Below are 23,904 nucleotides of genomic sequence, written 5' to 3'. Positions count from 1 at the left end.
GCAAGATGAACGAAAGATATCTGCCGGATCACGCAAGGGTGTCGGACCTCACCCCACCCCGGACGACACGCGCACCCGGCCGGACGACACGCGTACCTGTCCGGACGACACGCCGGATCGCCGAAGATTCGTCGTGTCGTCCATCCAGGTACGCGTGTCGTCCAATCAGGTACGCGTGTCGTCCGAAACGGGTCAGGAAATCACCGGGTTCGGGCGGCTTTTCCGCCGACCTTCGGCTTCGCCTTTTTTTCCCGCACCCGGACATTCACCCGGACGGGGCTGCCGGTGAAGCCGAACTGCTCACGGAACTTGCGTTCGATGAAGCGGCGGTAGCCCGCCTCGAGGAAGCCGGTGGTGAACAGCACCAGCGTCGGCGGGCGGATGCCGGCCTGGGTCGCGAACAGGACCTTCGGCTGCTTGCCCGAGCGGACCGGCGGCGGGGTGGCCGCGATCAGGTCGGACAGCCACGCGTTGAGCTGGCCGGTCGGCACCCGCTGGTCCCACGACTTCAGCGCGGTCCGCAGGGCCGGCGCGAGCTTGCGCACCGAACGGCCGGTCAGCGCCGAGATGTTGACCTTCTCCGCCCACGGCACGCGGACCAGGCCGCGGTCGAGCTCGCGGACCATCGCGTGCCGGCGGTCCTCGTCGACCAGGTCCCACTTGTTGAACGCCAGCACGCAGGCGCGGCCGGCCTCGACGACCATGGTCAGCACCCGCAGGTCCTGCTCCGACAGCGGCTCGGCCGCGTCCAGCAGCACGATCGCGACCTCGGCCGCGTCGATCGCGGTCTTGGTGCGCAGCGACGCGTAGTACTCGGCGCCCGCGGCGAAGTTGACGCGCTTGCGCAGACCCGCCGTGTCGACGAACCGCCAGGTCTCGCCGTCCAGCTCGACCAGCGAGTCGACCGGGTCGACCGTGGTGCCGGCCACCGAGTCGACGACCGACCGCTGCTCCCCGGACAGCTTGTTGAGCAGGCTCGACTTGCCGACGTTCGGCTTGCCGACCAGCGCGACGCGCCGCGGCCCCGACGTCGGGACGCCGCCCTCGCGCGGCGACTCGGGCAGGGCCTTGAGGATGGCGTCGAGCAGGTCGCCGGAGCTGCGGCCGTGCAGCGCGCTGACCGGGTGCGGCTCGCCGAGGCCGAGCGACCAGAGCGACGCGGTGTCGGCGAGCAGCCGGTCGTCGTCGACCTTGTTGGCGGCCAGCAGGACCGGCTTCTTCGAGCGGCGCAGCACCTTGGAGACGGCTTCGTCGGTCGCGGTCGCGCCGACCGAGGCGTCGATGACCAGCAGCACCGCGTCCGCGGTCTGCATGGCCAGCTCGGCCTGGGCGGCGACGGAGGCCTGCAGCCCGGTCGCGTCCGGCTCCCAGCCGCCGGTGTCGACCAGGGTGAACCGGCGGCCACCCCAGTAGGCGTCGTAGGCGACGCGGTCGCGGGTCACGCCCGGCACGTCCTGCACGACGGCTTCGCGCCGGCCGAGGATGCGGTTGACCAGCGTCGACTTGCCCACGTTGGGCCGGCCGACGACGGCGAGCACCGGCTGCCCGAGCGCGGCCTCCTCGGCCGCTTCCGCCGCCTCGATCTGCGCGTCGAGCGCGGCGAATTCGGTCTCGTCGGACCAGGTGCCGTCGACTTCGCCGACGCCGTCGTACTCTTCCATCACTACCCGATTTCCCTTATACCGCGCCGAATCCGTGTTCGGCACGCCAGTCGTCCAAAGTCTTCACGAGCGCCGCGAGCTCACCGCGCAGCTCTTCGGTGCCCTGGTCGAGCCCGGTCTTCCCGGGGCCGACCTTCGGCGTGAACGGCTCGCCCACGAGGATGTCCACCCGTGGCCGGAACCGCCGCTTGCCGTCGGCCGGCTTGAGCGTGCCCCGCGTCGCGACCGGGAGCACGGTCGCGCCGGAGGCCCGGACCAGCCAGGCCGCGCCGCGTTCGGCCGCGCCGACGTCTCCGGCCCCGCGGGTGCCTTCGGGGAAGATCCCGACGACCCCGCCGTCCTTCAGGACGCCGACCGCGGTCAGCAGCGGCTTGCGGTCGATCTCCCCGCGCTTGAGCGGGATCTGCCCGATCGCCAGCAGGAACTTGCCGACGATCCCGCCGAACATCTCCGCCTTGACCAGGAACGCCGAACGCCGCGGAAGCATTCCGAAGATCAGCTGCGGCTCGATCATGGAGCTGTGGTTGGCGATCACGAGCAGCGGCCCGGTGGCGGGGACGCGCTCGCGGCCGTGCACCCGGATGCGGAAGGCCGAGCGCAGATAGTACCGGGCGAAGACCCGCCCGGCGTCGTGGAGCCTGCCGACGGATCCCTCGGGGAGTCCGTCACCGCTCATCGAGCGACCTCGGCGCCGCAGCCTTCGAGGATGCCGCGGTGGCTGGCCAGCTCGCTCAGCGCGACGATCACCTGGTCGATCGACAGTTCGGAGGTGTCGACGTGCACGGCGTCGTCGGCCGCGCGCAGCGGCGAGGCGGCGCGGGTCGAGTCGAGGTGGTCGCGGCGCTCGACGCTGGCCAGGGCGTCGGCGACCGACGACTGCCGCCCGGCGGCGGTGTCCTGGGTGCTGCGGCGCGACGCGCGGACGTCGGCCGAGGCGGTCAGGAAGACCTTGAGCGGCGAGTCCGGCGCGACGACGGTGCCGATGTCCCGGCCTTCGACGACGATCCCGCCGCGGTGCCCGACGACGTCATCGATGATCTGCCGCTGCCGCGCGACCAGCAGTTCGCGCACGTGCGGGACGGCCGAGACCGGCGACACGGCCTTGGTGACCTCCGGCCCGCGGATGTCGGCGGCGACGTCCGCGCCGGCCAGCCGGATCTCGGGCCGGTCGGGGCTGGTGCCGATGGTGAACTCGGCGCGGTCCGCGACCTCGGCGACCGCTTCCGGGTCGGCCGGGTCGACGCCCGCGCGCAGCACGGCGAGGGTGACCATCCGGTACATGGCACCGGTGTCGAGGTAGCCGGCCCCGAGGCGCTGGGCGAGCTTGCGGGCGACGGTGGTCTTCCCGGTCCCCGATGGGCCATCCAGCGCGACCACACCACGTAGGGCTCCCGTCACCGGCACTCTCCTCGCGTTCTCGTCCCGTTCGGCGTCGTCCCCCATTCTGCCGGTCGGGGTGCGGAGGAGATCAGTCGGCCCGCGTGCCGAAGCGCGCCACCACCAGCGCGAGGCGCTCGTCACGGTGGGCGGGTGAGAGCCGGCGCCCCCGGTCCAGCGTCACCAGGCCGTGCAGGGTGCTCCAGAACACCTCGGTCAACGCGCCCGCGTCCTGGTCCCCCGCCGTCGGCTCGACGACGGCGAGCAGTTCCGCGAAGCACGCCTTCATCACCTCCGGCGTGTCGTCCTCGGCGAACCGCAACTCCGAGGCGTGCGTGAACATCGCGTCGTAGAGGCCCGGTTTGCCCTCCGCGAAGGCCACGTACGCCTCCGTCACGCCGCCGAGGCCACCGGGGCGGGCCGCGCCCAGCGTCGCCGCCAGCTCGGTGAAGCCCTCCAGCGCGGCCGCCGCCATGATCGCGTCCTTGCCGCCCGGGAAGTGGCTGTAGAGCACCGGCTGGCTGTACTCGATCAGGCCCGCGAGCCGCCGGGTGGTGACCGCGTCCCAGCCTTCCGCCTCGGCCAGCTCCCTGGCCGCGGCGACGATCCGCTGGCCTCGCTCGGTCCGGTCGCGCACACGCCGTTGTCGCTGGGTCATGGGTCACATGCTAGCACTGCTAGACAAACTAGCGCCGCTAGATTAGCGTTGCTAGAAATCTTAGCGGCGCTAGAAAACCTGGAGAGAAACCCATGCTCATCACCGGCTACGTCCTCACCGCGCTCGTCTCGCTCGGCATCATCTACGTCGGCCTCAACTACCTCTTCGCGCCGGCGAAGATCGCTGCCGGCTTCGGCTTCCCAACCGTCCCCGAGAACGCCGAGACCTTCTTGAACGTCAAGGGCGGCCGCGACATCGGAGCCGGCCTGATCCCCCTGGCCCTGATGATCTACGGCGACGCGCACGCACTCGGCTGGGTCATCCTCACCGCGGCCCTCTGGCCGGTCTTCGACATGCTGCTGATCCTGCGCCACCGGGGCAAGAAGGCCATCGCGTTCGGCGTCCACGGCGTGACCGCCGCGGTGATGGTCGTCGCCGCCCTGCTCCTGCTGCTCGGCTGAAATCCCGCGAATCGGACACCTGGGTTACGGTGGTTGGGTGAACGTCGAAGTAACTCCTCTGCCCGGCATCGGGGTCCGCAAGGACTTCGCCACCCGTACCGGCCGCCGCATCGGCGTCGTCACCCAGCGGGACGGCCACATCGAGCTGATCGTGTCCAAATCGGACGATCCCGATGCCTGCGCCGCCTCGATCCCGCTCACCGCGGACGAGGCCGGCGCGCTGGCCAACCTGCTCGGCGCCCCGCAGCTGGTCGCGCAGCTGACCGAGGAGCACCGCGACCTGCCGGGGATCAGCACCCGGCAGCTGCCGATCAAGCCGTCCGGCCCGTTCGACGGCCGGACGCTCGGCGACACCGCGATGCGCACCCGCACCGGCGTCTCGGTGGTCGCGGTGGCGCGGGCCGGCCAGGTGCACCCGTCGCCGACGCCGGACTTCACGTTCACCGGCGGCGATCTGCTGGTCGCGGTCGGCACGAGCGAGGGCCTGGAAGCCGCCGCCAAGATCCTCAAGTACGGCTGAGCGGCCGATGGACCACACCGCGCTGTCCCTGATCGAACTGGGGGCGGTCTTCTTCGGGCTGGGCGTGCTCGGGCGCCTGGCCGCGAAGATCGGCCTCTCCCCCATCCCGCTCTACCTGCTCGGCGGCCTCTGCTTCGGCCAGGGCGGCCTGATCCCGCTGGGCGACATCGGCGGCTTCACGCACCTGGCCGGCGAAATCGGCGTCGTGCTCCTGCTCCTCCTGCTCGGCCTGGAGTACTCCGCGGCCGAGCTGTTCACCGGGCTCCGCCGGTCCTGGACGGCCGGCCTGCTCGACATCGTCCTCAACGCGGCCCCCGGCGCGGCCGTCGCGCTGCTGCTGGGCTGGGGCCCGGTCGGCGCGATGGTGATGGCGGGCGTCACGTACATCTCGTCGTCCGGGATCGTCGCGAAGGTCCTCGGCGACCTCGGCCGGCTCGGCAACCGCGAGACGCCGGTGGTGCTGTCGATCCTCGTGTTCGAGGACCTCGCGATGGCGCTCTACCTGCCGATCCTCACCGCCGTGCTGGGCGGGGTGTCGCTGCTCGGCGGCCTCGAGGCGGTCGGCATCTCGCTGCTGGTGATCACCGTGGTGCTGGTGGTCGCGCTGAAGTTCGGCCGGTACGTCTCGGCCGCGGTGGACAGCCCGGACCGCGAGGTGTTCCTGCTCAAGGTGCTCGGCGCGGCCCTGCTGGTCGCCGGCCTGGCGTCGGCGATGCAGGTGTCGGCGGCGGTCGGGGCGTTCCTGCTCGGCATCGCGATCTCGGGGTCGACGGCGGAGAACGCGACACGCATGCTGGAGCCGCTGCGCGACCTGTTCGCCGCGGTGTTCTTCGTGGTCTTCGGCCTCAACACGAACCCGGCGTCGATCCCGCCGGTGCTGGGCTGGGCGATCGTGCTGGCGGTGGTGACGACGCTGACGAAGGTCGCCACGGGCTGGTGGGCGGCGCGCCGCCAGGGCATCGGCAAGATGGGCCGGGCCCGGGCCGGGGCGGCGCTGGTCGCCCGGGGCGAGTTCTCGATCGTCATCGCGGGCCTGGCGGTGACGGCGGGAGCGGTCACGGGCGAACTGGCGGCGCTGGCCACGGCGTACGTCCTCCTGATGGCCATCCTCGGCCCGACGGCGGCCCGGGTGGTGGAGCCGATCGTCCGCGCCCTGCAACGCAAAGCGGCCACCAAGGCGGCCCCTGCGGAAGCGAACTGACACCGATGACCGGTCGCGCGAACCGGGGCCGGACCGGCACGCTCACCGGATGGACGAACAAGGCCAGGTCGCGGAAGCTCTCGCTGCCGAGCGGGAATCCCTCCGGCCCGGCTGCCGTGCCGACACGGCCCGGTTCGCGGCTGCTCGCCCCGGACTTCCACGAGTTCGGCAAGTCCGGCGGCGAGTTCGGCCACGAGGAGGCGCTCCGGCTGGTGGCGAACTCGACGGATGCACCGATCACCGTGGAGAACCTGCGGGGATCGCTCGTCGCGGACGGCGTCGTGCTGGTGAAGTACACCTCGGAGCACGCCGGGCGGCGCGCGAACCGCACGTCCCTGTGGCGTCGCGTCGCCGACGGGCACTGGCAGATCTTCCACCACCAGGGCACTCCGGCCGCAGGCTAGCGCAGGTCGGCCCGGCCCGCCGACGGCACGTGCTCGCCACCGCCGGCGGCCGGGTGGGTCGTCGCCGGCGGGACGACGCCCGCCAGCGGCACCGAAGCCGACGTGCGGGCCAGGTCCAGCGTGACGCGGCCCGGCTGGGCGGGTCCGCGGATGAAGCTGCCGTCCGTGCCGCCGATGATCAACGCCAGCGCGTGCCCGCGCGGCACCACATGGTCCGTCGAGGCCAGCCGGAAGGTCATCGTGTAGGCCGTGCCCGGGGTCAGCGGCCGTTCCTGCGAAAGCGATGCGTAGTTCGCCAGGTCCGCCCAGCCGCGGCTGAGGATCGTGTAGTTCACCTTCTTCACGTCCGCGGAAGCGATCCGGTAGCAGGCGTCGTCGCCCGTCGTCGAGGAACCCCAGCAGTTCTCCGCGGTGCCGGTCTTGATCCCCTCGCCGCTGCCGGCGAAGTTGCGGATCGTCGCCGCGCCGAGGTCCACCAGCAGCGCCGACACCCGCGCCGACGACGTGCTCGGCGTTGCCGTCACGGTCACCGAAGTCGTCCCCGACACCTGCACGTCGGACGTCAGCGCCCCGGTCGAGTACGTCAACGCCGCGCTGCCCGGGTTCGTCACCCAGGTGTCCTCGCCCAGGCTCGGGTTGTCGGTGAACGACGCCGTCCCGGACGACGGGGACGTGCCGAGCGTGCCGGACGCCCCCGGCCGCAACGTCGTCGCCACCGCACCGGCCGCCGGGTACGCGCTCTGGTCCGCCCACTGGTCCGGCTGCCGCTCGACGCTGGCCTGCGGCCCGTTCTGGACGCCGTTGTCGATCCCCAGCAGGTAGTGGTCGAACCACCGGTGCAGCAGGTCGACCCAGTCCGCGCGCCGGTAGTCGAACGGGTCGACGTGCCCGGTCTGCGACAGCCAGATCTTCTTCTCGACGTTCAGCCCGGCCCACCACTGTCCGAAGTGGATGGTCTTGACGTTGAGGTCGTTGACGCCGTGGGACAGCAGCACGCTCGCCCGCACGTTGCCCGCCCGCCGCACGTAGTCCCGGTCCGCCCAGAGCGGCCCGTAGTCGCCGTTCGCGGTGGCGCCGGAGGCCAGCGCCTGGTTCTGCGCCGAGCAGTTCTGCCCGCCGTTGCGCGCTTCGACCGTGCGCGCGAGCCCGTCCGGGTTGAAGCCGAAGGTCGCGCCGTCCGAGCGGTAGTAGTCGTACCAGGAGCTGATCGCCGAGATCGGGACGATCGTCTTCAGGCCCGCCACCCCGGTCGCCGCGACGCCGTTGGCGATCGTGCCGTCGTAGGACTTGCCGATCATCCCGACGTTCCCGGTGCTCCAGCTCGCCGGCACCGCGCTGCCGCCGGACTTCGCGCTGTAACCGGTCGCGCGGCCGTTCAGCCAGTCGACGACCTTGCGCGCGGAATCGACGTCCGAAGCGCCGCCGACGTCCGCGCAGCCGGCCGAGCGGTTCGTCCCGGCCAGGTCGACCAGCACGATCGCGTACCCGCGCGGGACGAAGTAGTTGTCGTAGAACAGCGGGAACTTCACCGGCTTCCCGGCGCTGTCGTAGGACTTCAGCTCGCTCTCGTTGCCGCGGCCGCAGCACGAGTAGTACGGGCTGGCGTCCATGATCACCGGAACGCGTGACGTCGCTTCACCCGGCCGGACGATGTCGGCGGCGACCCGATCGGAGCGGCCGTCCCCGTCGCCGTCGCGGCCGATGTCGACCCAGACGGTTTCGCGGATCGCCTTCGCGTAGTCGTAGACCGGCTCGCTCCCCTGCGTGGCCGCGGCGGCGGGCACCACCGCACCGGACAGGAGTACCGCGAGCACCCCGCACACCACTCCGAGTCGCATACCCGTCACGCTAGCGAGTGACCGCGACCGCCCACCACGGCGGAAAGTCGGGCGTACGTTGGAAATCATGACGGAGTCCCTACCCGCCGTGAGCGTCACCGCCGTCGGTGTCGCCGCGCTGCGCGCGTACGAAAGCCGCCGCCCGGACCGCCTGTTCGACGATCCGTACGCGGCCGCGTTCCACGCTGCGGGCAGCGCCCTGCTGCCCGTCGCGCCGGGCGAAACCCCGCAGGGTGGCCTCGGCGCGGTCTTCGCCCGGCAGGTGGCGATCCGCACCCGGTTCTACGACGACTACCTGCTGGCCGCCGGGTGCTCGCAGGTCGTGGTGCTCGCCGCGGGCCTCGACGCCCGCGCTTTCCGGCTCGCCTGGCCGCCGGGGCTGCGGATGTTCGAGCTCGACCTGCCCGAGGTCCTCGCCTTCAAGGACGAGGTGCTGGCCGCCCAGGGCGCCGAACCGTCGTGCGAGCGCGTCGTGGTCCCGGCCGATCTGCGTGGCGACTGGGCGGATGCCCTGCGGACAGCCGGGTTCGACGCGAGCGTTCCGACCGCGTGGCTGGCCGAGGGCCTCCTGGTCTACCTGTCCCGCGAAGACGCCGAAGCGATGCTCTCGACCGTGACCGAGCTGTCCGCGCCGGGCAGCCGGGTGTCGTTCGAGCACCGGTCGGCCGAGACGCGGGACGGCCTGCTCGCCCGGGCCAAGGCGACCCCGGGCGCCGAGCGCGTCACCCGGCTGTGGCACGGCGGCCTCGGCGGTACGGCGCCGGAGTGGCTGCGCGGCCACGGCTGGGAACCGGTCGTCGTCTCCCACGCTGACCTGGCCGCGGAGTACGACCGTCCGGGCGACGAAACACTCGACGGGTTCGTGACCGCCGAATATCAGAGTTCGACGTTGCGGTAGAGCGCCCCGACCTCGGTCTTCGTCAGCCGGCGGATCGAGCCGACGCGCTGGTTGCCGAGCTGGACGTCGCCGACCGCGGTGCGCACCAGCTTCAGCACCGGGTGCCCGGTGTCCTTGAGCAGGCGGCGCACGATGTGCTTCTTGCCCTCGTGGATGACGAGCTCGACCAGCGACTTGCCGGAGTGCATGTCCTTCACGCGGAACTGGTCGACCTTGACGATGCCGTCCGGCAGTTCCCAGCCGCGGCGCAGCTCCTTGCCGAGCCCGCGCGGCACGAGGCCGTCGACCTCGGCGAGGTAGGTCTTGAGCACCCGGTACGACGGGTGCATCAGCCGGTGCCCGAGGTCGCCGTCGTTGGTGAGCAGCAGCAGGCCCTCGGTGTTCTCGTCGAGCCGTCCGACGTGCACGACGCCCGGCGTCTCCTCGTAGCGGCCGCGCAGGTAGTCGCCGACGCAGGGGCGGCCGCGGTCGTCCGACATCGTCGAGTGCACGCCCTTGGGCTTGTTCAGGGCGAGGTAGATGAGGTCGTCGCGCAGGTTCACCCGGGTGCCGTCGACGTGGATGATCGCGTTGTCCGGGTCGACGCGGCGGCCCAGCTCGGTGACGACCTCGCCGTCCACCTCGACCCGGCCGGCGACGATCAGGTCCTCCGCCGCGCGCCGGGAGGCGACCCCGGCCTGCGACAGCACCTTCTGCAGCCGGACGCCGTCGGGGTGTTCACTGGATGTCATCGATGGTGTCCACTTCGGGTAGCAACGGAGCGATCGGCGGCAGGTCGTTCAGTGACGACAGCCCCAGTCGCTCCAGGAACAGCTCGGTCGTCACGTACAGCGTGCCGGTCGTCTCGGGATCGGTCCCCATCTCTTCGATGAGGCCGCGCGCGAGCAGCGTCCGGATCACGCCGTCCACGTTCACGCCGCGCACCGCGGCAACCCGCGCGCGGGTCACCGGCTGCCGGTACGCGATCACGGCGAGGCTCTCCAGCGCGGCCCGGGTCAGCTTCGACCGCTGGCCGTCCAGCAGGAGCTTCTCCACGAACGGGGCATAGACGTCCCTAGTGTAGAACCGCCAGCCTTCGCCGACGCGCCGCAGGTCGATCCCGGACGTCCGGTCGGTGAACTTCTGCGCCATGGTCCGCAGGGCGACGACGATCCGCGCCTTGGGCTGGCCGAGGGTATCGGCGAGAAGCTCTTCGCTGGCCGGCGAGTCGACGATGAGGAGAAGCGCCTCGAGGGCGGCTTCGAGGTCCTCGTCGGAGGTGACGTCCGGCATGGCGTCGGCGTCACCGGCGGCGACGAGGTCGGATTCCGGATCGGCCGGATCGGGCTCGGCGGCCGCTTCGGTCTCGGCGGACGCGGTCCCGGGCTCGGCGGCCGCTTCGGCCTCGGCGGGCGCAGGCTCGCCCGGTTCAGCGGCAGCTTCGGCCTCGGCAGGCGACTCCCCGGCAGGCGCTTCCTCGCGCGGCGCTTCCTCGCGCGGCGCTTCCTCGTGCGGCGCTTCCTCGCGCGGCGCTTCCTCGTGCGGCGCTTCCTCGTGCGGCGCTTCCTCATCGGCGCTCTCCGCGACCAGCGGCTCCACCGGCTCGCCGTCCTCGGTCACCGGCTCGCCGGACAACGCCTCGTCGAGCGCGAGCTCGGCCGCGGCCTGTTCGGGTTCTTCGGCCGCCGGTGGCTGTGGGGCCTCGGCCTGCTCGTTGTTCTCCGGGCTCACCCGTACTCCTCTTCGTCTCCGAACGCGCGGTCCAGCTCGGCCGCCGCGGAGGCTTCTTCCTTCGAGCCGCCCGTCCAGCGGACGTGCAGCTCGGCCAAGGCCTCGCTCTGCTCGAACTGGACCGTCGCCTCGCGGTAGAGCTCCAGCAGCGCCAGGAAGCGCGCCACGATCTCCACCGTGTGGTCGCAGTCGTCGACCAGCTCGCCGAACGTCGCCTGCCCGCGTTCGGCCAGCATCACCCGCAGGATCGCCGCGTGCTCGCGCACCGAGATGCGACCCATGTGGATGTGGGCGATCGACACCGTCGGCGGCGGCTTCGGGCGGAACACCGCCACCGCGATGTCGGCGAACTTCTGCGGCGTCACGCCCAGCATCACCTCGGGCAGCAGCCCGACGAACCGCTCCTCCAGGGCCACCGACCGCGGGTACCGCCGCAGCGCGCCCTGTTCCAGCTCGCCGAACAGCGCCGCCACCTGCTTGTACGCGCGGTACTGCAGCACCCGCGCGAACAGCAGGTCGCGGGCCTCCAGCAGCGCCAGGTCGTCCTCGCTCTCGACCTCGGCCGCGGGCAGCAGCCGCGCCGCCTTCAGGTCCAGCAGCGTGGCCGCGATGACCAGGAACTCCGTGGTCTCGTCGAGGTTCCAGTCGGTCCCCAGCGCGCGCGTGTACGCGATGAAGTCGTCGGTGACCTGGTGCAGCGCCACTTCGGTGACGTCGAGCTGGTGCTGCGAGATCAGCTGCAGCAGCAGGTCGAACGGTCCCTCGAAGTTGGCCAGCCGCACCTTGAACTTCGACGTGCTCAGCTCTTCGGTGTTGACGCCTTCGGGGATCATCCCGCCGTGCACGGTCTGGTGCTCTTCGGGGACCTCCGGAGCCGGTTCCGGCTCGTCCATCAGCCCTCGGTTTCGCCGCCGTCTGATCCGACCACCCGCAGCCGCTGGACCAGCACCGATTCGTCGCCGTTCTGGTCGAAGTCGGCCAGCAGTACCGCCACGGCCTCGCGGACCAGCCGGCCGCGGTCGACGACCAGGTCGTGCTTCGCGCGCAGCGTCAGGCGGGCCTGCTCCATGGCCACCAGCTCGTCCCCGGAGACGTACACGGTGATCTTCGCGTCGTGCTTGGTCCGGCCGGAGCCGTGCGGGGCCGCGCTGCGGGCGAGCTGGTCGGCCCGGCCGTTGCCCGAAGGCTTCGGCTGGGGTTTCTCGACGGGCTCGGGGGGTGCCTGGGCAGGGGGGAGATCGAGGGCGGGACTGGAGGTGATCCTGAAGAGTTCCGACGCTCCGGGCAGGGAGGCGCGCCTGCTCACCGAGCGATCACCTCGCGGGCCAGCTGGCGGTACGCCGCCGCGCCGGCCGACTTGGGCGCCCAGGTCGTGATCGGCTCACCCGCGACCGTCGTCTCGGGGAACCGCACGGTGCGGTTGATGACCGTGTCGAACACGGTCTCGCCGAATGCCTCCACCACGCGAGCCATGACCTCCTTCGAATGCAGGGTTCTCGGGTCGTACATGGTGGCGAGAATCCCGACGATGTCCAGTTTGGGGTTGAGGCGTTCCTGCACCTTCTCGATGGTGTCGATCAGGAGGGCGACGCCTCGCAGACTGAAGAACTCGCACTCCAGCGGGATGATCACGCCGTCCGCGGCGGTCAGCGCGTTCACCGTGAGCAGGCCGAGCGAGGGCTGGCAGTCGACAAGAACATAGTCGTAGTCGTTCATGACCGGACGAAGGACCCGTAACAACGTGTGCTCGCGCCCTACCTCGGCGACGAGCTGGACCTCCGCCGCGGACAGGTCGATGTTGCTCGGCAGCAGGTCAACGCCGTCGACGCGGGTTTTCATCAGCACGTCGGTCGCGCTGACCGAGCGCTCCATGATGGCGTTGTAGACCGTCTGGTCCAGCTCGTGCGGCTGGATGCCGAGGCCGACGGCGAGCGCGCCCTGCGGGTCGAAGTCGACGAGCAGCACCTTCCGCCCGTACTCGGCGAGGGCGGCACCCAGGTTGATGGTCGACGTCGTCTTGCCGACGCCGCCCTTCTGGTTGCACATCGCCATGATCTTGGCCGGGCCGTGCTTGTCCAGCGGCGCCGGATCGGGGTGCTCGCGGATCGGGCGGCCGGTCGGCCCGATGCCCTCGAGCTTGACCTTCTTGCCGTTGCGCTCGGCGGAATCGTCGCCGTCGTGGTCGGTGGGCGTCGCGATGGTGACCTGGCTGAGGTTCGCCGCCGCCGACCCGGCGGACTCGGCCGGGACGGCCGGCTGGTTCGGTGTCGACATGGCGCGAAAGCTCCTTGTTCGTCAGCGTCCGCCGCAGCCTATGCGCGGAGTCGGAGCCCCGGCAAAGCAACGCGCCGGACTCGACGGGGCAATGTCACTCGACCGTCGGTGCAGGCTACGAAGGCTGTTGCCGCTCTATAGGGCCGTCTAGCCCAGTGCCCGCGGGTGCGCGGTCGCGTACACCTCGCGCAGGGTGTTGACCGTGACCAGCGTGTACACCTGGGTCGTCGTCACCGACGCGTGGCCGAGGAGTTCCTGGACGACGCGGACGTCCGCGCCGCCCTCGAGCAGGTGCGTGGCGAAGGAGTGGCGGAGCGTGTGCGGCGAAACCGCGGCCTTGATGCCCGCCCGCTCGGCGGTGTCCTTGAGGACCTGCCACGCGCTCTGCCGCGACAGCCGGCTGCCGCGGGCGTTGAGGAACAGTGCCGCCGTGCCCCGGCCGTGCGCGGCGAGCGCCGGGCGGGCGCGGACGGTGTAGGCGTGCAGCGCGGCGAGCGCGGGACGGCCGATCGGCACCAGCCGCTGCTTGCCGCCCTTGCCGTCGAGCAGCACGGTGCGCTCGGCGGCGTCGACGTCGTCGAGGTCGAGGCCGACCGCCTCGGAAATCCGGGCTCCGGTGGAGTAGAGGACTTCGAGCAGCGCGCGGTCGCGCAGCGGGCGCTCGCCGTCGGGCTGCGGGGTCTCGAGCAGCCGCAGCACGTCGTCGACCGGCAACGCCTTGGGCAGCCGCTTCGCCGGCGTCGGCGGCCGGACCTCGCGGGCCGGGTTGTGCTCGGTGAGTCCTTCGGCGTGCGCGAACTTGTGCAGGCCCCGCACCGCGACCAGGGCCCGGGCGGCCGACGACGCGGCCAGGGGCTGGTGCTCGTCGTCGCCTTCGCGCAGCGCGGCGCCGAAGGCCGTGACGTGGGCGGAGGTGACGTCGGCGATCTTCGCGACGCCCAGTCCGTCCAGGTGCGCGGCGTACCGGCGCAGGTCACGGGCGTAGCTGTCCAGGGTGTTGCGCGCGGTCCCGCGTTCGACGACCAGGTGGTCGAGGTACGCGGCGATCACGCCGTCGGTGCTGCCCGCGGCTGCCACGCCGTCACCTTAGGCCGCCGGGCGCTCGTGACCCGGCAGAAACCCCGTTCGGTTACCTTGGATCCATGGGGTCCGAGGAGCTGCGCATCGGCACCGCCGAGCGTGAGGAAGCAGCGAGACTGCTCGCCGATCACTTCGGCATGGGCCGCATCACGCCGGACGAGTACGAGACGCGCGTGACCGACGCCTACGCGGCGACGACCCTGGGCGAGCTGCGGCCGCTGTTCCGCGACCTGCCGCACCCGCACCCCGGCTTCTTCGGGCCGCCACCGGGCCCCATGCCGATGCCGACGCAGCAGGTGTACGCGCCGCCGCCCTCGATGCCCATGGCGATGCCCTACGGGCCGCCGCCCGTCGTGTACTCGCACCGGTCGAAGACGGTGGCCGGGGTGCTGCAGATCGTGCTGCCCTTCGGCGTCGGCCGGTTCTACACCGGCCAGACCGGCCTGGGCATCGCCCAGCTCTTCGCCACCTTCTGCACCGGCGTCGGCATCTTCTGGCCGATCATCGACGGCATCGTGCTGCTGGTCAACGGCGGGACGGACGCCGAAGGCCGCCGGCTGCGCCCCTGACATGCCGCGAATGACTCATTCGGGACGCGGGAGGTCCCGAATGAGTCATTCGCGACGTCAGGACTGCTTGCGCTTGGCGAACGCCGTCGGGCGGTCCTCCCACGGGGCGTCCGCGGGCCGCGCCGACGCCGCACCGGAGACCACCGCGTGCGCGGCCAGCACCCCGGACACCGTGGCGCCGTTGATCAGCTCGCCCGCCAGGGCCATCCGCACGGCCTCGGCGAGCGGGAACTTGCGGATGACCAGGTCCGCTTCCTCCTCGCCGAGCACCTCACGGTCCACTTCGGACAGTCCACGGGCCAGGAAGACTCGCACGACCTCGTCGGTGAAGCCGGGCGACGCGGCGACATCGACCAGGGTCACCCAGTCGTCCGCGGCCAGGCCGACCTCTTCGACCAGCTCGCGCTTGGCCGTGCCGACCGGGTCCTCGCCGAGGTGGTCGATCAGGCCCGCGGGCAGCTCCCACAGCCGGTGCCCGATCGGGTGCCGGTACTGGTGGATCAGCGTGACCTGCTGGTCCTCGTCCAGCGCGACGATCGCCACCGCGCCGAGGTGCTCGATCACCTCGCGGACCGCGGTGCCGCCGCCCGGCATCACGACGTCGTCGATCCGCAGGCCGACGACGCGTCCGATGTGGACGTCCCGGCTGGAGGCGACGCTGAACTCGTGCTCGCCCGGCGCGGTCACCGGGCCGCCACCGGAGCTTCGGGCAGCTCGACCGGGAGCCGCTCGGCGACCTTGCGGTCCACCACGGCCTTGACGAACGCGCTGAACAGCGGGTGCGGCCGGGTCGGGCGGCTCTTGAGCTCGGGGTGGGCCTGCGTGCCGACGAAGAACGGGTGCTTGTCGGCCGGCAGCTCGACGAACTCGACCAGGTGGTCGTCCGGCGAGGTGCCCGAGAACACCAGACCCGCGTCCGAGAGCTGCTTGCGGTAGGCGTTGTTGACCTCGTAGCGGTGCCGGTGCCGCTCGGAGACCTCGGTGCTGCCGTAGGCCTTCGCGACCTGCGAACCCGGCTTGAGCTTCGCCGGGTAGGCGCCCAGGCGCATGGTGCCGCCCATGTCCCGCTCCCCCGCGACGACGTCGCGCTGGTCGGCCATGGTCGAGATCACCGGGTGCTTGGTGTTTTCGTCGAACTCCGACGACCCGGCGTCGGTGATGCCGGCCAGGTGGCGGGCGGCCTCGATGACCATGCACTGCAGGCCGAGGCACAGGCCGAGCAGCGGGACACCGCGGGTGCGCGCGTACTCGATCGCGCCGACCTTGCCCTCGATGCCGCGGATGCCGAACCCGCCCGGGATCAGCACACCGTCCACATCGGACAGCACGGAGGCGGCGCCGGACGCGGTCTGCGCGTCGTCGGAGGCGACCCAGACGATCTCGACCTTGGCGCGGTGGGCGAACCCGCCCGCACGCAGGGCCTCGGTGACCGACAGGTAGGCGTCCGGCAGGTCGATGTACTTGCCGACGACGGCGATCCGCACGATCTCGCTCGGGTTGTGCACGCGGTCGAGCAGGTCGCCCCACACCGTCCAGTCGACGTCGCGGAACGGCAGGCCGAGGCGGCGGACGACGTAGGCGTCGAGCGCCTCGCCGTGCAGCACCTTCGGGATGTCGTAGATGGACCGCGCGTCCGGGCAGGCGATGACGGCCTCGGTGTCGACGTCGCACATCAGGCCGATCTTGCGCTTGAGGTCCTCGGGGATCTCCCGGTCGGCCCGGCAGACCAGCGCGTCGGGCTGGATACCGATGTTGCGCAGCGCGGCGACCGAGTGTTGGGTCGGCTTCGTCTTCAGCTCACCCGACGGCGCCAGGTACGGCACCAGCGAGACGTGCAGGAAGAAGCAGTGGTCGCGGCCGACGTCGTGGCGGACCTGGCGGCAGGCCTCCAGGAACGGCAGGGACTCGATGTCGCCGACCGTGCCGCCGACCTCGGTGATGACGACGTCCGGCGCCTGGCCGGTCTCGTCGGGCCCGGCGGCCGCGGTGATCCGCGCCTTGATCTCGTCGGTGATGTGCGGGATGACCTGCACGGTGTCGCCGAGGTACTCGCCGCGGCGCTCCTTGGCGATCACCTCGGAGTAGACCTGGCCGGTGGTGACGTTGGCCTTGCCGTCGAGGTCGCGGTCGAGGAACCGCTCGTAGTGCCCGATGTCGAGGTCGGTCTCGGCACCGTCGTCGGTGACGAACACCTCACCGTGCTGGAACGGGTTCATCGTCCCGGGGTCGACGTTGAGATAGGGGTCGAGCTTCTGCATCGTGACGCGAAGCCCGCGCGCGGTAAGGAGCTGACCGAGGCTGGAAGCCGTGAGTCCCTTACCCAGAGAGGAGGCGACGCCTCCGGTGACAAAGACGTACTTGGTTGCCCGTGACTGAAGTCCCACGGGCCGCCAGCATATCCCACCGGTGCGGATCCGCGCGCTGTGACATGCCCGGGACGCCGGATATGACGCCCGCCACCCGCACGGGTGACCACGGGGATCGGCCCGCGGGACCCGGCCGGCGAGCCGTCCGCCGTGGACGGTGAGCCGGCCCCGGAGACCTCGGCCGGGGTGCCCGCGCTCAGCCGGGACCACCCTGGGCGTCGTCGCCGTCGTCGTTCTGGTGGCCACGGCGGGCGTCCCGGTCGAAGATGCCCAAGATCTCGCACGGTCCGCCCTCGGCGCCGATCGCGTGCGGCAGCATCGTGGGGAATTCGGCGGCCTGGTTGGTCTCGAGGCGGAAGCGGCGGTGGCCGAGCATCAGGGTCGCCGTGCCGGACAGGACGACGAGCCATTCGCGGCCCGGGTGGGCGCGCATGCGGGCCGGGTTCTCCGGGGGCGGTTCGGTCATGCGCTGGCGCACCACGCTCATCCCGGGGTCGGCCTTGACGGTCCAGCGCATCCGGCCGTGGGCGCCGTCGATCGTCGGACTGGTGACGACGTCGTCGGTGGCCGTCTCGACGAGCTGGTCCAGGGTGGTGTCCAGGGCGCGGGCGAGGGTGACCAGCTGGTCCAGCGCGAGGCGGCGCTGACCGTTTTCGATGCGGCTCAGCGAGGACTGGCTGAGGTGGGCGCGGGAGGCCAGTTCCTCCAGGGACCAGCCCTGCGCCACCCGCAGGGCACGGATGCGTTTGCGCACGAGGCTGTCCAGGTCGCCATCTTCTTGCGTCATACGCAAGATCGTATGCCTCCGCAGCAAGTGGCGCCTAACGTCGTGGGCGGCTGGTCCGCAACGTCCGGGCCGGCGCACGAGAAAGGCAGGAGGCCTTGGCTGTGACAATTGCTCCACACGCGAGTGACGCCCCCGATGCGCGCCGGCTGCGCTCGATCCTGATCACCGTCTCGATCGCCCTGATGGCGGTGATCGCCTCGGCGACCGGGCTGAACGTCGCGCAGACTCACCTGGCCGTGGAATTCGACGCTTCCCAGAGCACGGTCCTGTGGATCATCAACAGCTACACCCTCGCCCTGGCCGCGCTGCTGCTGCCGCTCGGCGCCCTGGGCGACCGGCTGGGCCGCAAGCCCGTGCTCGTCGCCGGGCTCGGCCTGTTCGGTGTCGCCACCGTGGTCGCCGCCCTGGCCCCGACCGCGGAGGTGCTGCTCGCCGCGCGCGTGGCCGGCGGGATCGGCGCCGCGATGATCATGCCGATCACGCTGGCCGTCATCACCTCCACCTTCCCCGAGGCCCAGCGCGGCAAGGCGATCGGCGTGTGGACCGGCGTCGCCGGGGGCGGCGGCATCCTGGGCATGTTCCTCGCCGCGCTCCTCGTCGACGTCGCCGACTGGCGCTGGCTGTTCGCCCTGCCGGTGGCCTTGATCCTGGTGGCGCTGGCCATGACGGTGCGGTCGGTGCCCGACTCCCGCGAGACCTCGGCCCACCGGTTCGACACCGTCGGCGCCCTCGTCTCCGCGATCGCCGTGACCGGCCTCATCTTCGTCCTGCAGGAGGGCCCCGAACGCGGCTGGACCGCGCCCGCGACCCTGATCAGCCTGACCGCCGGCCTCGTCGCCGCCGTCGGCTTCGTGGCCTGGGAGCTGCGCCGCCGCGACGCCTCGCTGCTGGACGTGCGCCTGTTCCGGGAGCGCGGGCTGTCGGGCGGCTCGCTCACCCTGCTGGTGGTCTTCGGGGTCCAGGCGGGCATCGGCGTGGTCCTCTTCCCGTTCTTCCAGGCCGTGCTCGGCTGGCCGGGCCTGCTGTCGACGGCCGCGATGATGCCCATGGCGCTCGCGATGATGATCGCCTCCGGCCTGGCCGCCAAGCTGGCCGCCGGGATCGGCGCACGCTCGACCATGGTCGTGGGCGTCGCACTGGCCGGCGTCGGGATGGCGCTCATGGCGCTGTTCGTCTCCGTCGGCGGCGGCTACCTCTCCGTCCTGCCCGGCCTGCTCGCCATGGGCGTCGGCATGGGGCTGTCGATGACCCCGTCCACCGAGGCCATCACCGCCTCCCTGCCGCGCGAGAAGCAGGGTGTCGCGTCCGCCCTCAACGACGTCACCCGCGAGTTCGGCACCGCACTCGGCGTCGCCCTGCTCGGCGCGCTCGTGTCCGCCGGCTACCGCAGCGCCATCGACGACCGGCTGCAGGGCATCCCCCGGGAAGCGGCGGACACCGCCCGGGCCGGCGTCGCCAACGCCGTCGAGGCGGCCGGCCGCGCCGGCCCGCACGCACCGGACCTGCTCCGCGCCGCCCACCAGTCCTTCGTCGACGGCTGGCAGCAGGCGATGTGGGCCGGCGCCGCCATCATGGGCGCCCTATTGCTCTACATCGCCTTCCTCGGCCCCAGGAAGACCCCGGTCGCGGACGAGACCGGCCCCGCCGAGGCGGTCGCCGCCGGCGCGCGTGGTCAGGACACCTGAGCCGGCACCTTCGCCGGGCGCAGCCGCGGGCGCCCGGTGAGGGCCCGGCTGCCGGGCAGCCGCCGCAGGGCCTCCACGATCAGCACGGTCAGGACGATCGTCGCCAAGTAGATGATCACGCTCAGCCACGGCGCCCCGAACCGCTCGGCGACGTGCGGGATCGCCGGCCCGAGCAGCGCCAGCGCGAGCGGGTGCACCAGGAAGATGCTGAACGACCGGTTCGCCGCCCACGAGACCACCCGGGCCCCACGGCTGCCCTCCCGGCGGCGCGCCGCCCACCGCGTCGCGAACGCGTAGATCGCCGCGATCACCGTGAGGAACCACGGGATCAGGTACGGCTGGAACGGATCGCTGGCCACCTGCGGGAAGGTTCCATTGTGGACGGTGCGGAAGTAGAACCACTCGGTGCCCGCCAGCACCGCGACGAGCGCGCCGCCGAGCAGCAGCCGGTGCCGGCCCGCCCAGGCGTGCACGGCCTCGAAGTGCATGGCCACCACGGCACCGAACAGCGTGTAGAACTGGTACGGCAGGATCGTGCCGTAGAGGTGGGTGATCGTCTCGTAGCTCACGCCGAACGGCTGGTAGGTCATGAACAGCGTGACGCCGACCTGCACCAGGCCACTGCCGAGCAGCAGCCACTTGTGCTTGCCCTCGGTCGCCCGCAGCAGCTTCATCAGCAGCGGGAACAGCAGGTAGACCTGCATCGTCACCAGCAGGAAGTACAGGTGGTACCAGGCCCCGCCGGTGAGCAGGTCCTCGAGCAGCAGGCGCATCGACGCCTCGAGCGAGCCCGGCTGCTGTTCGCCGGTCACCAGGCCGTACGCCCAGAAGAACATCGACCACGCGAGGTAGGGCGTCGCGACCAGCGGGAGCCGCCGTCGCCAGAAGTCGCCCGCGGTGAACTCGCGGCGGCGGTTCTGGAACACCAGCACGAACCCGGTGAGGGCGAAGAAGGCCTCGCGGGTGAAGTGCAGCGGCGTCTCGACGGCGTTGGCGCCGACGTCCTGCGCGAAGTTCGTCGCGCCCACCACGTGGATGAGGATGACGCAGGCGAACGTGATCAACCGGAACAGGTCGATCTGGTGGAGGTAGGGCGCTTTGCCGCCCGGTCTCGTGGCGCGGGCGGGGGCCTCGAGCGTGGCCTGGGCAGTCGTCATCGTGCCGCCGATCCGGCACCGTCGTCGGCGTGGTTCACGTTGTCAGACTTGCCACCCATTCTGTGAATTTCCCATGAAGGCGCTGGGAAGCGCCTGTTGGCCGGGGCCTCGCGGGATGTCGGATATGCCACTTCGACTCAAGGAGCGAAGGCTCCGCGATCATGTTAATGGGTGAGCTGACTGGTACGCAGCGTGACCTTCGTCATCAAGCTGTGACCTGCGGAAAGAGCGACCGGAGCGTGACTTCCCGGTTGACCCGCACGTGCTCGATCGCGGACGCCTTCGCCCGCTCCGCGTCCCCCGAAGCAATCGCCTCGTACAGCCGGCGGTGTTCGTCGAGCAGCTCGGCCCAGTGCTCGTTCTGGCTCGTGAGCCAGCGCAGCCGGCCCTCCAGGGGCTGCAGCATGGTGGAGAGCAGCGCGTTGCCCGCGATGGCGACGATCTCGTCGTGGAAGCGCGAGTTCAGCACGGTGATCCGGGCCGCGTCGCCACGGGCCGTGGCGCGGGCGGCGTCGGCGAGGACGCGGTCGAGGCGCTTGAGCTCCGCCGCGCCGGCGCGAGCCGCCGCCAGCCCGGCGGCCAATCCCTCGAGGGCCTCGCGGACGTCGAACAGCTCCTCGACGTCGACCCGCGCCAGCTGCCGGACGACCACCCGCCGCGGCGACTGGACGACGAGGAACCCCTCGGCCTCCAGGCTGCGGATGGCCTCGCGCACCGGCACCCTCGACACGCCGAGGTCTTCGGCCAGCTCGCGTTCGACCAGCCTGTCGCCCGGGCGGAGCCGGCCGGTCAGGATCCGTTCGCGCAGCTCCTCGCGCACCCGCTGCCGGGTGGCCGCGAGGGGTTGCCGCTCGTTCACCGCGCCCCTCCTTCAACACCGCCGTAACCGGCCGTAACACGAGTTTATCGGCCGGAGGGTTGACTCGGGCGGACGCCGGGGTGATATTTGGGATTCCAAAGTTTGGTATCCCAAATCGCCGTCGCCGCGCTGTGTCAAACGGGGCTTCGCCCCGGCCGGGGGCTCCGCCACCCGGAACCCCCGAAAGATGCGTAGATCGGAGGGCCCGCATGACCGCCGCCCCACTCACCGAACCTTCACAAGAGACGACCACGCCGCCCGATCCCCGCCTCTGGAACGAAGACCTCGCCCCCGCGAAGGAACGCCGGTGGAAGGTCTACGACATCTTCGCGCTGTGGATGTCCGACGTGCACAACCTCGGCAACTACACCTTCGCGGCCGGTCTGTTCGTGCTCGGCCTGTCGGCCTGGCAGGTGTTCACCGCCCTGCTGTTCGGGTTCATCATCATCTACGTCGGCATGAACCTGATGGGCCGGATCGGCCAGCGCACCGGCGTGCCGTTCCCGGTCGTCGCGCGGATCAGCTTCGGCACCTTCGGCGCCAACCTGCCCGCGCTGATCCGCGCGATCATCGCGATCTTCTGGTACGGCATCCAGACCTACCTCGCGAGCGTGGCCATCACGCTGCTCGTGCTGGCCATCGACCCGGGCCTGAAACCGCTGACCGAACACGGGTTCCTCGGCCTGCACGCGCTCGGCTGGATCTGCTTCGTCGCGCTGTGGGCGGTCCAGGCGCTGATCCTGACCCGCGGCATGGAGTCGGTGCGCAAGTTCCAGGACTGGTGCGGCCCGGCGATCTGGGTCGTGATGATCGCCCTCGCCGTCTGGATCCTCGCCGCCGGGCACTGGAACATCTCCTTCACCAGCAGCCCGAAGCAGCTGTCCACCGGGGAGCAGATCCGGCAGTGGTTCGGCGCGGCCGGGCTCATCCTGGCCACCTACGGCACGCTGATGCTCAACTTCTGCGACTTCTCGCGGTTCGCCCCGGACCAGAAGACGGTGAAGCGCGGCAACTTCTGGGGCCTGCCGATCAACTCGACGGCGTTCGCGCTCCTGTCGGTGATCGTCACCGCGGGCAGCATGCAGGTGTTCGGCGAGGCGATCACCGACCCGGCCGAACTGCTGGCCAAGGTGCACAACACCCCGGTGCTCATCGTCGGCGCGCTGACCTTCGCCGTCGCCACCATGGGCGTCAACATCGTCGCCAACTTCGTCTCCCCCGCCTACGACCTCGCCAACATCTGGCCGAAGCGGATCACCTTCACCATCGGCGGGATGATCAGCGCGGTCGCGGCCCTGTGCGTGCTGCCGTGGAAGCTGTACTCCTCACCGGCCGTGGTCAACTACTTCCTCGGCGGGCTCGGCGCGTTCCTCGGCCCGCTGTTCGGGATCATGATCGTCGACTACTACCTGATCCGGCGCGGCAAGGTCGACGTCGCCCAGCTGTTCGTCGACGGCGGGACCTACCCGCGCGTGAACCCGCGTGCCCTCGTGACGTTCTTCCCGACCGCCGCGCTGGCCGCGGTGATCGCGCTGGTGCCGTACTTCGCGCCGGCCGCGCCGTACTCGTGGTTCATCGGCACGGCGTCGTCGGCGGCGCTGTACTACGCGGTGTCGAGGAAGCATCGATGAGGATCGTCGTCACCAACTGCAACACCACCGAGGCGATGACCAAGGAGATCGAAGCCGGCGCCCGCGCGGCCGCGAGCCCCGGCACCGAGATCCTCGCCAGGACCCCGCGCTGGGGCCCGGAGTCGGCCGAGGGCTGGCTGGACAGCTTCCTGTCCGCCGCGGCCGTGCTGGACCTGTTGCGGGGGCTGGACGAACCGTTCGATGCCGTCGTGCTCGCCGGGTTCGGCGAGCACGGCCGCGAGGGCGCGCGCGAGCTGCTGGACGTCCCGGTCGTCGACATCACCGAGGCGGCCGCGCACCTGGCCTGCCTGCTCGGCCGCCGCTACGGCGTGGTGACCACTTTGGACCGGACGTGCGGGCTGATCGAGGACAGCCTGCACGCCGCCGGGGTCGCGCAGAACTGCGTCACGGTCACCGGCGCCGGGCTCGGCGTGCTGGAGCTGACCGACGAGCGCCGGACGGAGTCGGCGTTGCTCACCGCCGGCCGCCGCGCGCGGGACGCCGGGGCGGAGGTGCTGGTGCTCGGGTGCGCCGGGATGACCGGGCTGGACCGGAAGATCGCGACGATGCTGGACATTCCCGTCATCGACGGCGTCGCCGCCGCGGTCCGGCTCGCGGAATCCCTGGTGGCGCTGGGGTTGCGGACGAGCCGCGCGGGTTCGTACGCGCGGCCGCTGGACAAGCGCCGCACCTGGCCCACGGATTGACACCCGCCTTCCGCGGCCGTCAGAATCCCTGCAGCCGTACCGCCGCCCGGTGACGAGTTGG

The 23,904-nt window shown here is 71.3% G+C and carries 25 protein-coding genes; 9 read left to right on the top strand and 16 right to left on the bottom strand.

The window, feature by feature from the left end; translation table 11 throughout:
* Positions 1-200: 200 nt before the first annotated feature.
* The 4 genes from der to H5965_RS19235 form a co-directional block, all read right to left on the bottom strand.
* Positions 201-1,661 (bottom strand): ribosome biogenesis GTPase Der, encoded by a 1,461-nt coding sequence (gene der / locus H5965_RS19250; RefSeq protein WP_310971409.1) that lies wholly within the window; start codon positions 1,659-1,661, stop codon positions 201-203.
* 16 nt (positions 1,662-1,677) lie between these two features.
* The gene (locus H5965_RS19245) at positions 1,678-2,337 is read right to left on the bottom strand and encodes a lysophospholipid acyltransferase family protein (protein WP_310971408.1); all 660 of its coding nucleotides are present in this window, start codon (positions 2,335-2,337) and stop codon (positions 1,678-1,680) included.
* Positions 2,334-3,038 carry a (d)CMP kinase gene (gene cmk, locus H5965_RS19240; RefSeq protein ID WP_310972006.1) on the bottom strand — a complete coding sequence of 235 codons (705 nt, stop codon included), beginning with the start codon at positions 3,036-3,038 and terminating at the stop codon, positions 2,334-2,336. Before cmk ends, H5965_RS19245 begins: the two co-directional genes overlap by 4 nt.
* Before the next feature lie 91 nt (positions 3,039-3,129).
* Entirely contained in the window at positions 3,130-3,675 is a 546-nt protein-coding gene (locus tag H5965_RS19235; RefSeq protein WP_310972005.1) for a TetR-like C-terminal domain-containing protein, read from the bottom strand.
* A gap of 113 nt (positions 3,676-3,788) precedes the next feature.
* Between H5965_RS19235 and H5965_RS19230 the strand changes: the two genes are divergently transcribed.
* From H5965_RS19230 to H5965_RS19215, 4 genes are read left to right on the top strand one after another with little or no spacing between them, the layout of a single operon-like run.
* Complete coding sequence (locus tag H5965_RS19230) at positions 3,789-4,157, top strand: DUF4267 domain-containing protein (RefSeq protein ID WP_310971407.1); 369 nt, start codon at positions 3,789-3,791, stop codon at positions 4,155-4,157.
* 37 nt (positions 4,158-4,194) lie between these two features.
* Positions 4,195-4,677 (top strand): cation:proton antiporter regulatory subunit, encoded by a 483-nt coding sequence (locus H5965_RS19225; RefSeq protein WP_167384818.1) that lies wholly within the window; start codon positions 4,195-4,197, stop codon positions 4,675-4,677.
* A 7-nt stretch (positions 4,678-4,684) separates the two neighbouring features.
* Positions 4,685-5,878, top strand: a complete 1,194-nt coding sequence (locus tag H5965_RS19220) for a cation:proton antiporter (RefSeq protein WP_310971406.1) — start codon at positions 4,685-4,687, stop codon at positions 5,876-5,878.
* A gap of 5 nt (positions 5,879-5,883) precedes the next feature.
* Positions 5,884-6,282 (top strand): DUF4440 domain-containing protein, encoded by a 399-nt coding sequence (locus H5965_RS19215; RefSeq protein WP_310971405.1) that lies wholly within the window; start codon positions 5,884-5,886, stop codon positions 6,280-6,282.
* Here H5965_RS19215 and H5965_RS19210 read toward each other — a convergent pair.
* Positions 6,279-8,120, bottom strand: coding sequence for a Xaa-Pro dipeptidyl-peptidase (locus tag H5965_RS19210; protein ID WP_310971404.1), 1,842 nt, complete (start codon positions 8,118-8,120; stop codon positions 6,279-6,281). The two genes, H5965_RS19215 and H5965_RS19210, sit on opposite strands and share 4 nt — an antisense overlap.
* 67 nt (positions 8,121-8,187) lie before the next feature.
* On the opposite strand from H5965_RS19210, the gene H5965_RS19205 reads away from it, so the two are divergent.
* Positions 8,188-9,018 carry an SAM-dependent methyltransferase gene (locus H5965_RS19205; protein WP_310971403.1) on the top strand — a complete coding sequence of 277 codons (831 nt, stop codon included), beginning with the start codon at positions 8,188-8,190 and terminating at the stop codon, positions 9,016-9,018.
* Here H5965_RS19205 and H5965_RS19200 read toward each other — a convergent pair.
* The 6 genes from H5965_RS19200 to xerD form a co-directional block, all read right to left on the bottom strand.
* Positions 8,997-9,749, bottom strand: a complete 753-nt coding sequence (locus H5965_RS19200; RefSeq protein WP_310971402.1) for a pseudouridine synthase — start codon at positions 9,747-9,749, stop codon at positions 8,997-8,999. The two genes, H5965_RS19205 and H5965_RS19200, sit on opposite strands and share 22 nt — an antisense overlap.
* A complete protein-coding gene (gene scpB, locus H5965_RS19195) occupies positions 9,736-10,728 on the bottom strand; it encodes an SMC-Scp complex subunit ScpB (protein WP_310971401.1) in 993 nt (330 codons plus the stop codon). The genes H5965_RS19200 and scpB overlap by 14 nt, the downstream gene beginning before the upstream one ends.
* Entirely contained in the window at positions 10,725-11,621 is an 897-nt protein-coding gene (locus tag H5965_RS19190) for a segregation/condensation protein A (protein ID WP_310971400.1), read from the bottom strand. The genes scpB and H5965_RS19190 overlap by 4 nt, the downstream gene beginning before the upstream one ends.
* Positions 11,621-12,034 (bottom strand): cobyrinic acid a,c-diamide synthase, encoded by a 414-nt coding sequence (locus tag H5965_RS19185; RefSeq protein WP_310971399.1) that lies wholly within the window; start codon positions 12,032-12,034, stop codon positions 11,621-11,623. The genes H5965_RS19190 and H5965_RS19185 overlap by 1 nt, the downstream gene beginning before the upstream one ends.
* Positions 12,031-13,002, bottom strand: a complete 972-nt coding sequence (locus H5965_RS19180; protein ID WP_310971398.1) for a ParA family protein — start codon at positions 13,000-13,002, stop codon at positions 12,031-12,033. The genes H5965_RS19185 and H5965_RS19180 overlap by 4 nt, the downstream gene beginning before the upstream one ends.
* 147 nt (positions 13,003-13,149) lie before the next feature.
* Positions 13,150-14,052 carry a site-specific tyrosine recombinase XerD gene (gene xerD / locus H5965_RS19175; RefSeq protein WP_310972004.1) on the bottom strand — a complete coding sequence of 301 codons (903 nt, stop codon included), beginning with the start codon at positions 14,050-14,052 and terminating at the stop codon, positions 13,150-13,152.
* A 92-nt stretch (positions 14,053-14,144) separates the two neighbouring features.
* Between xerD and H5965_RS19170 the strand changes: the two genes are divergently transcribed.
* The gene (locus H5965_RS19170) at positions 14,145-14,651 is read left to right on the top strand and encodes a DUF1707 domain-containing protein (RefSeq protein WP_310971397.1); all 507 of its coding nucleotides are present in this window, start codon (positions 14,145-14,147) and stop codon (positions 14,649-14,651) included.
* Between the two features lie 57 nt (positions 14,652-14,708).
* On the opposite strand, the gene H5965_RS19165 is transcribed toward H5965_RS19170, so the two are convergent.
* The 3 genes from H5965_RS19165 to H5965_RS19155 form a co-directional block, all read right to left on the bottom strand.
* Entirely contained in the window at positions 14,709-15,338 is a 630-nt protein-coding gene (locus H5965_RS19165) for an NUDIX hydrolase (protein WP_310971396.1), read from the bottom strand.
* Positions 15,335-17,035 (bottom strand): CTP synthase, encoded by a 1,701-nt coding sequence (locus H5965_RS19160; RefSeq protein ID WP_310971395.1) that lies wholly within the window; start codon positions 17,033-17,035, stop codon positions 15,335-15,337. Before H5965_RS19160 ends, H5965_RS19165 begins: the two co-directional genes overlap by 4 nt.
* A gap of 178 nt (positions 17,036-17,213) precedes the next feature.
* Positions 17,214-17,804, bottom strand: a complete 591-nt coding sequence (locus H5965_RS19155) for an XRE family transcriptional regulator (protein ID WP_310971394.1) — start codon at positions 17,802-17,804, stop codon at positions 17,214-17,216.
* 101 nt (positions 17,805-17,905) lie between these two features.
* Here H5965_RS19155 and H5965_RS19150 point away from each other — a divergent pair, with 101 nt between their 5' ends.
* Positions 17,906-19,489 (top strand): MFS transporter, encoded by a 1,584-nt coding sequence (locus H5965_RS19150; RefSeq protein ID WP_310972003.1) that lies wholly within the window; start codon positions 17,906-17,908, stop codon positions 19,487-19,489.
* Here H5965_RS19150 and H5965_RS19145 read toward each other — a convergent pair.
* The gene (locus H5965_RS19145; RefSeq protein ID WP_310971393.1) at positions 19,477-20,646 is read right to left on the bottom strand and encodes an acyltransferase; all 1,170 of its coding nucleotides are present in this window, start codon (positions 20,644-20,646) and stop codon (positions 19,477-19,479) included. The two genes, H5965_RS19150 and H5965_RS19145, sit on opposite strands and share 13 nt — an antisense overlap.
* 205 nt (positions 20,647-20,851) lie before the next feature.
* Positions 20,852-21,505: a GntR family transcriptional regulator gene (locus H5965_RS19140; protein WP_310971392.1), complete on the bottom strand. Its 654-nt coding sequence runs from the start codon at positions 21,503-21,505 to the stop codon at positions 20,852-20,854.
* 209 nt (positions 21,506-21,714) lie between these two features.
* On the opposite strand from H5965_RS19140, the gene H5965_RS19135 reads away from it, so the two are divergent.
* A complete protein-coding gene (locus tag H5965_RS19135; protein ID WP_310971391.1) occupies positions 21,715-23,136 on the top strand; it encodes an NCS1 family nucleobase:cation symporter-1 in 1,422 nt (473 codons plus the stop codon).
* Positions 23,133-23,843: an aspartate/glutamate racemase family protein gene (locus H5965_RS19130; protein ID WP_310971390.1), complete on the top strand. Its 711-nt coding sequence runs from the start codon at positions 23,133-23,135 to the stop codon at positions 23,841-23,843. Before H5965_RS19135 ends, H5965_RS19130 begins: the two co-directional genes overlap by 4 nt.
* The last annotated feature ends 61 nt before the right edge of the window (positions 23,844-23,904 follow it).

This window comes from Amycolatopsis sp. 505 (assembly GCF_031625235.1).
Lineage (GTDB): Bacteria > Actinomycetota > Actinomycetes > Mycobacteriales > Pseudonocardiaceae > Amycolatopsis.
Note: the sequence above shows the minus strand (reverse complement) of the source record. Positions and strands in the feature narration are given on the sequence as shown.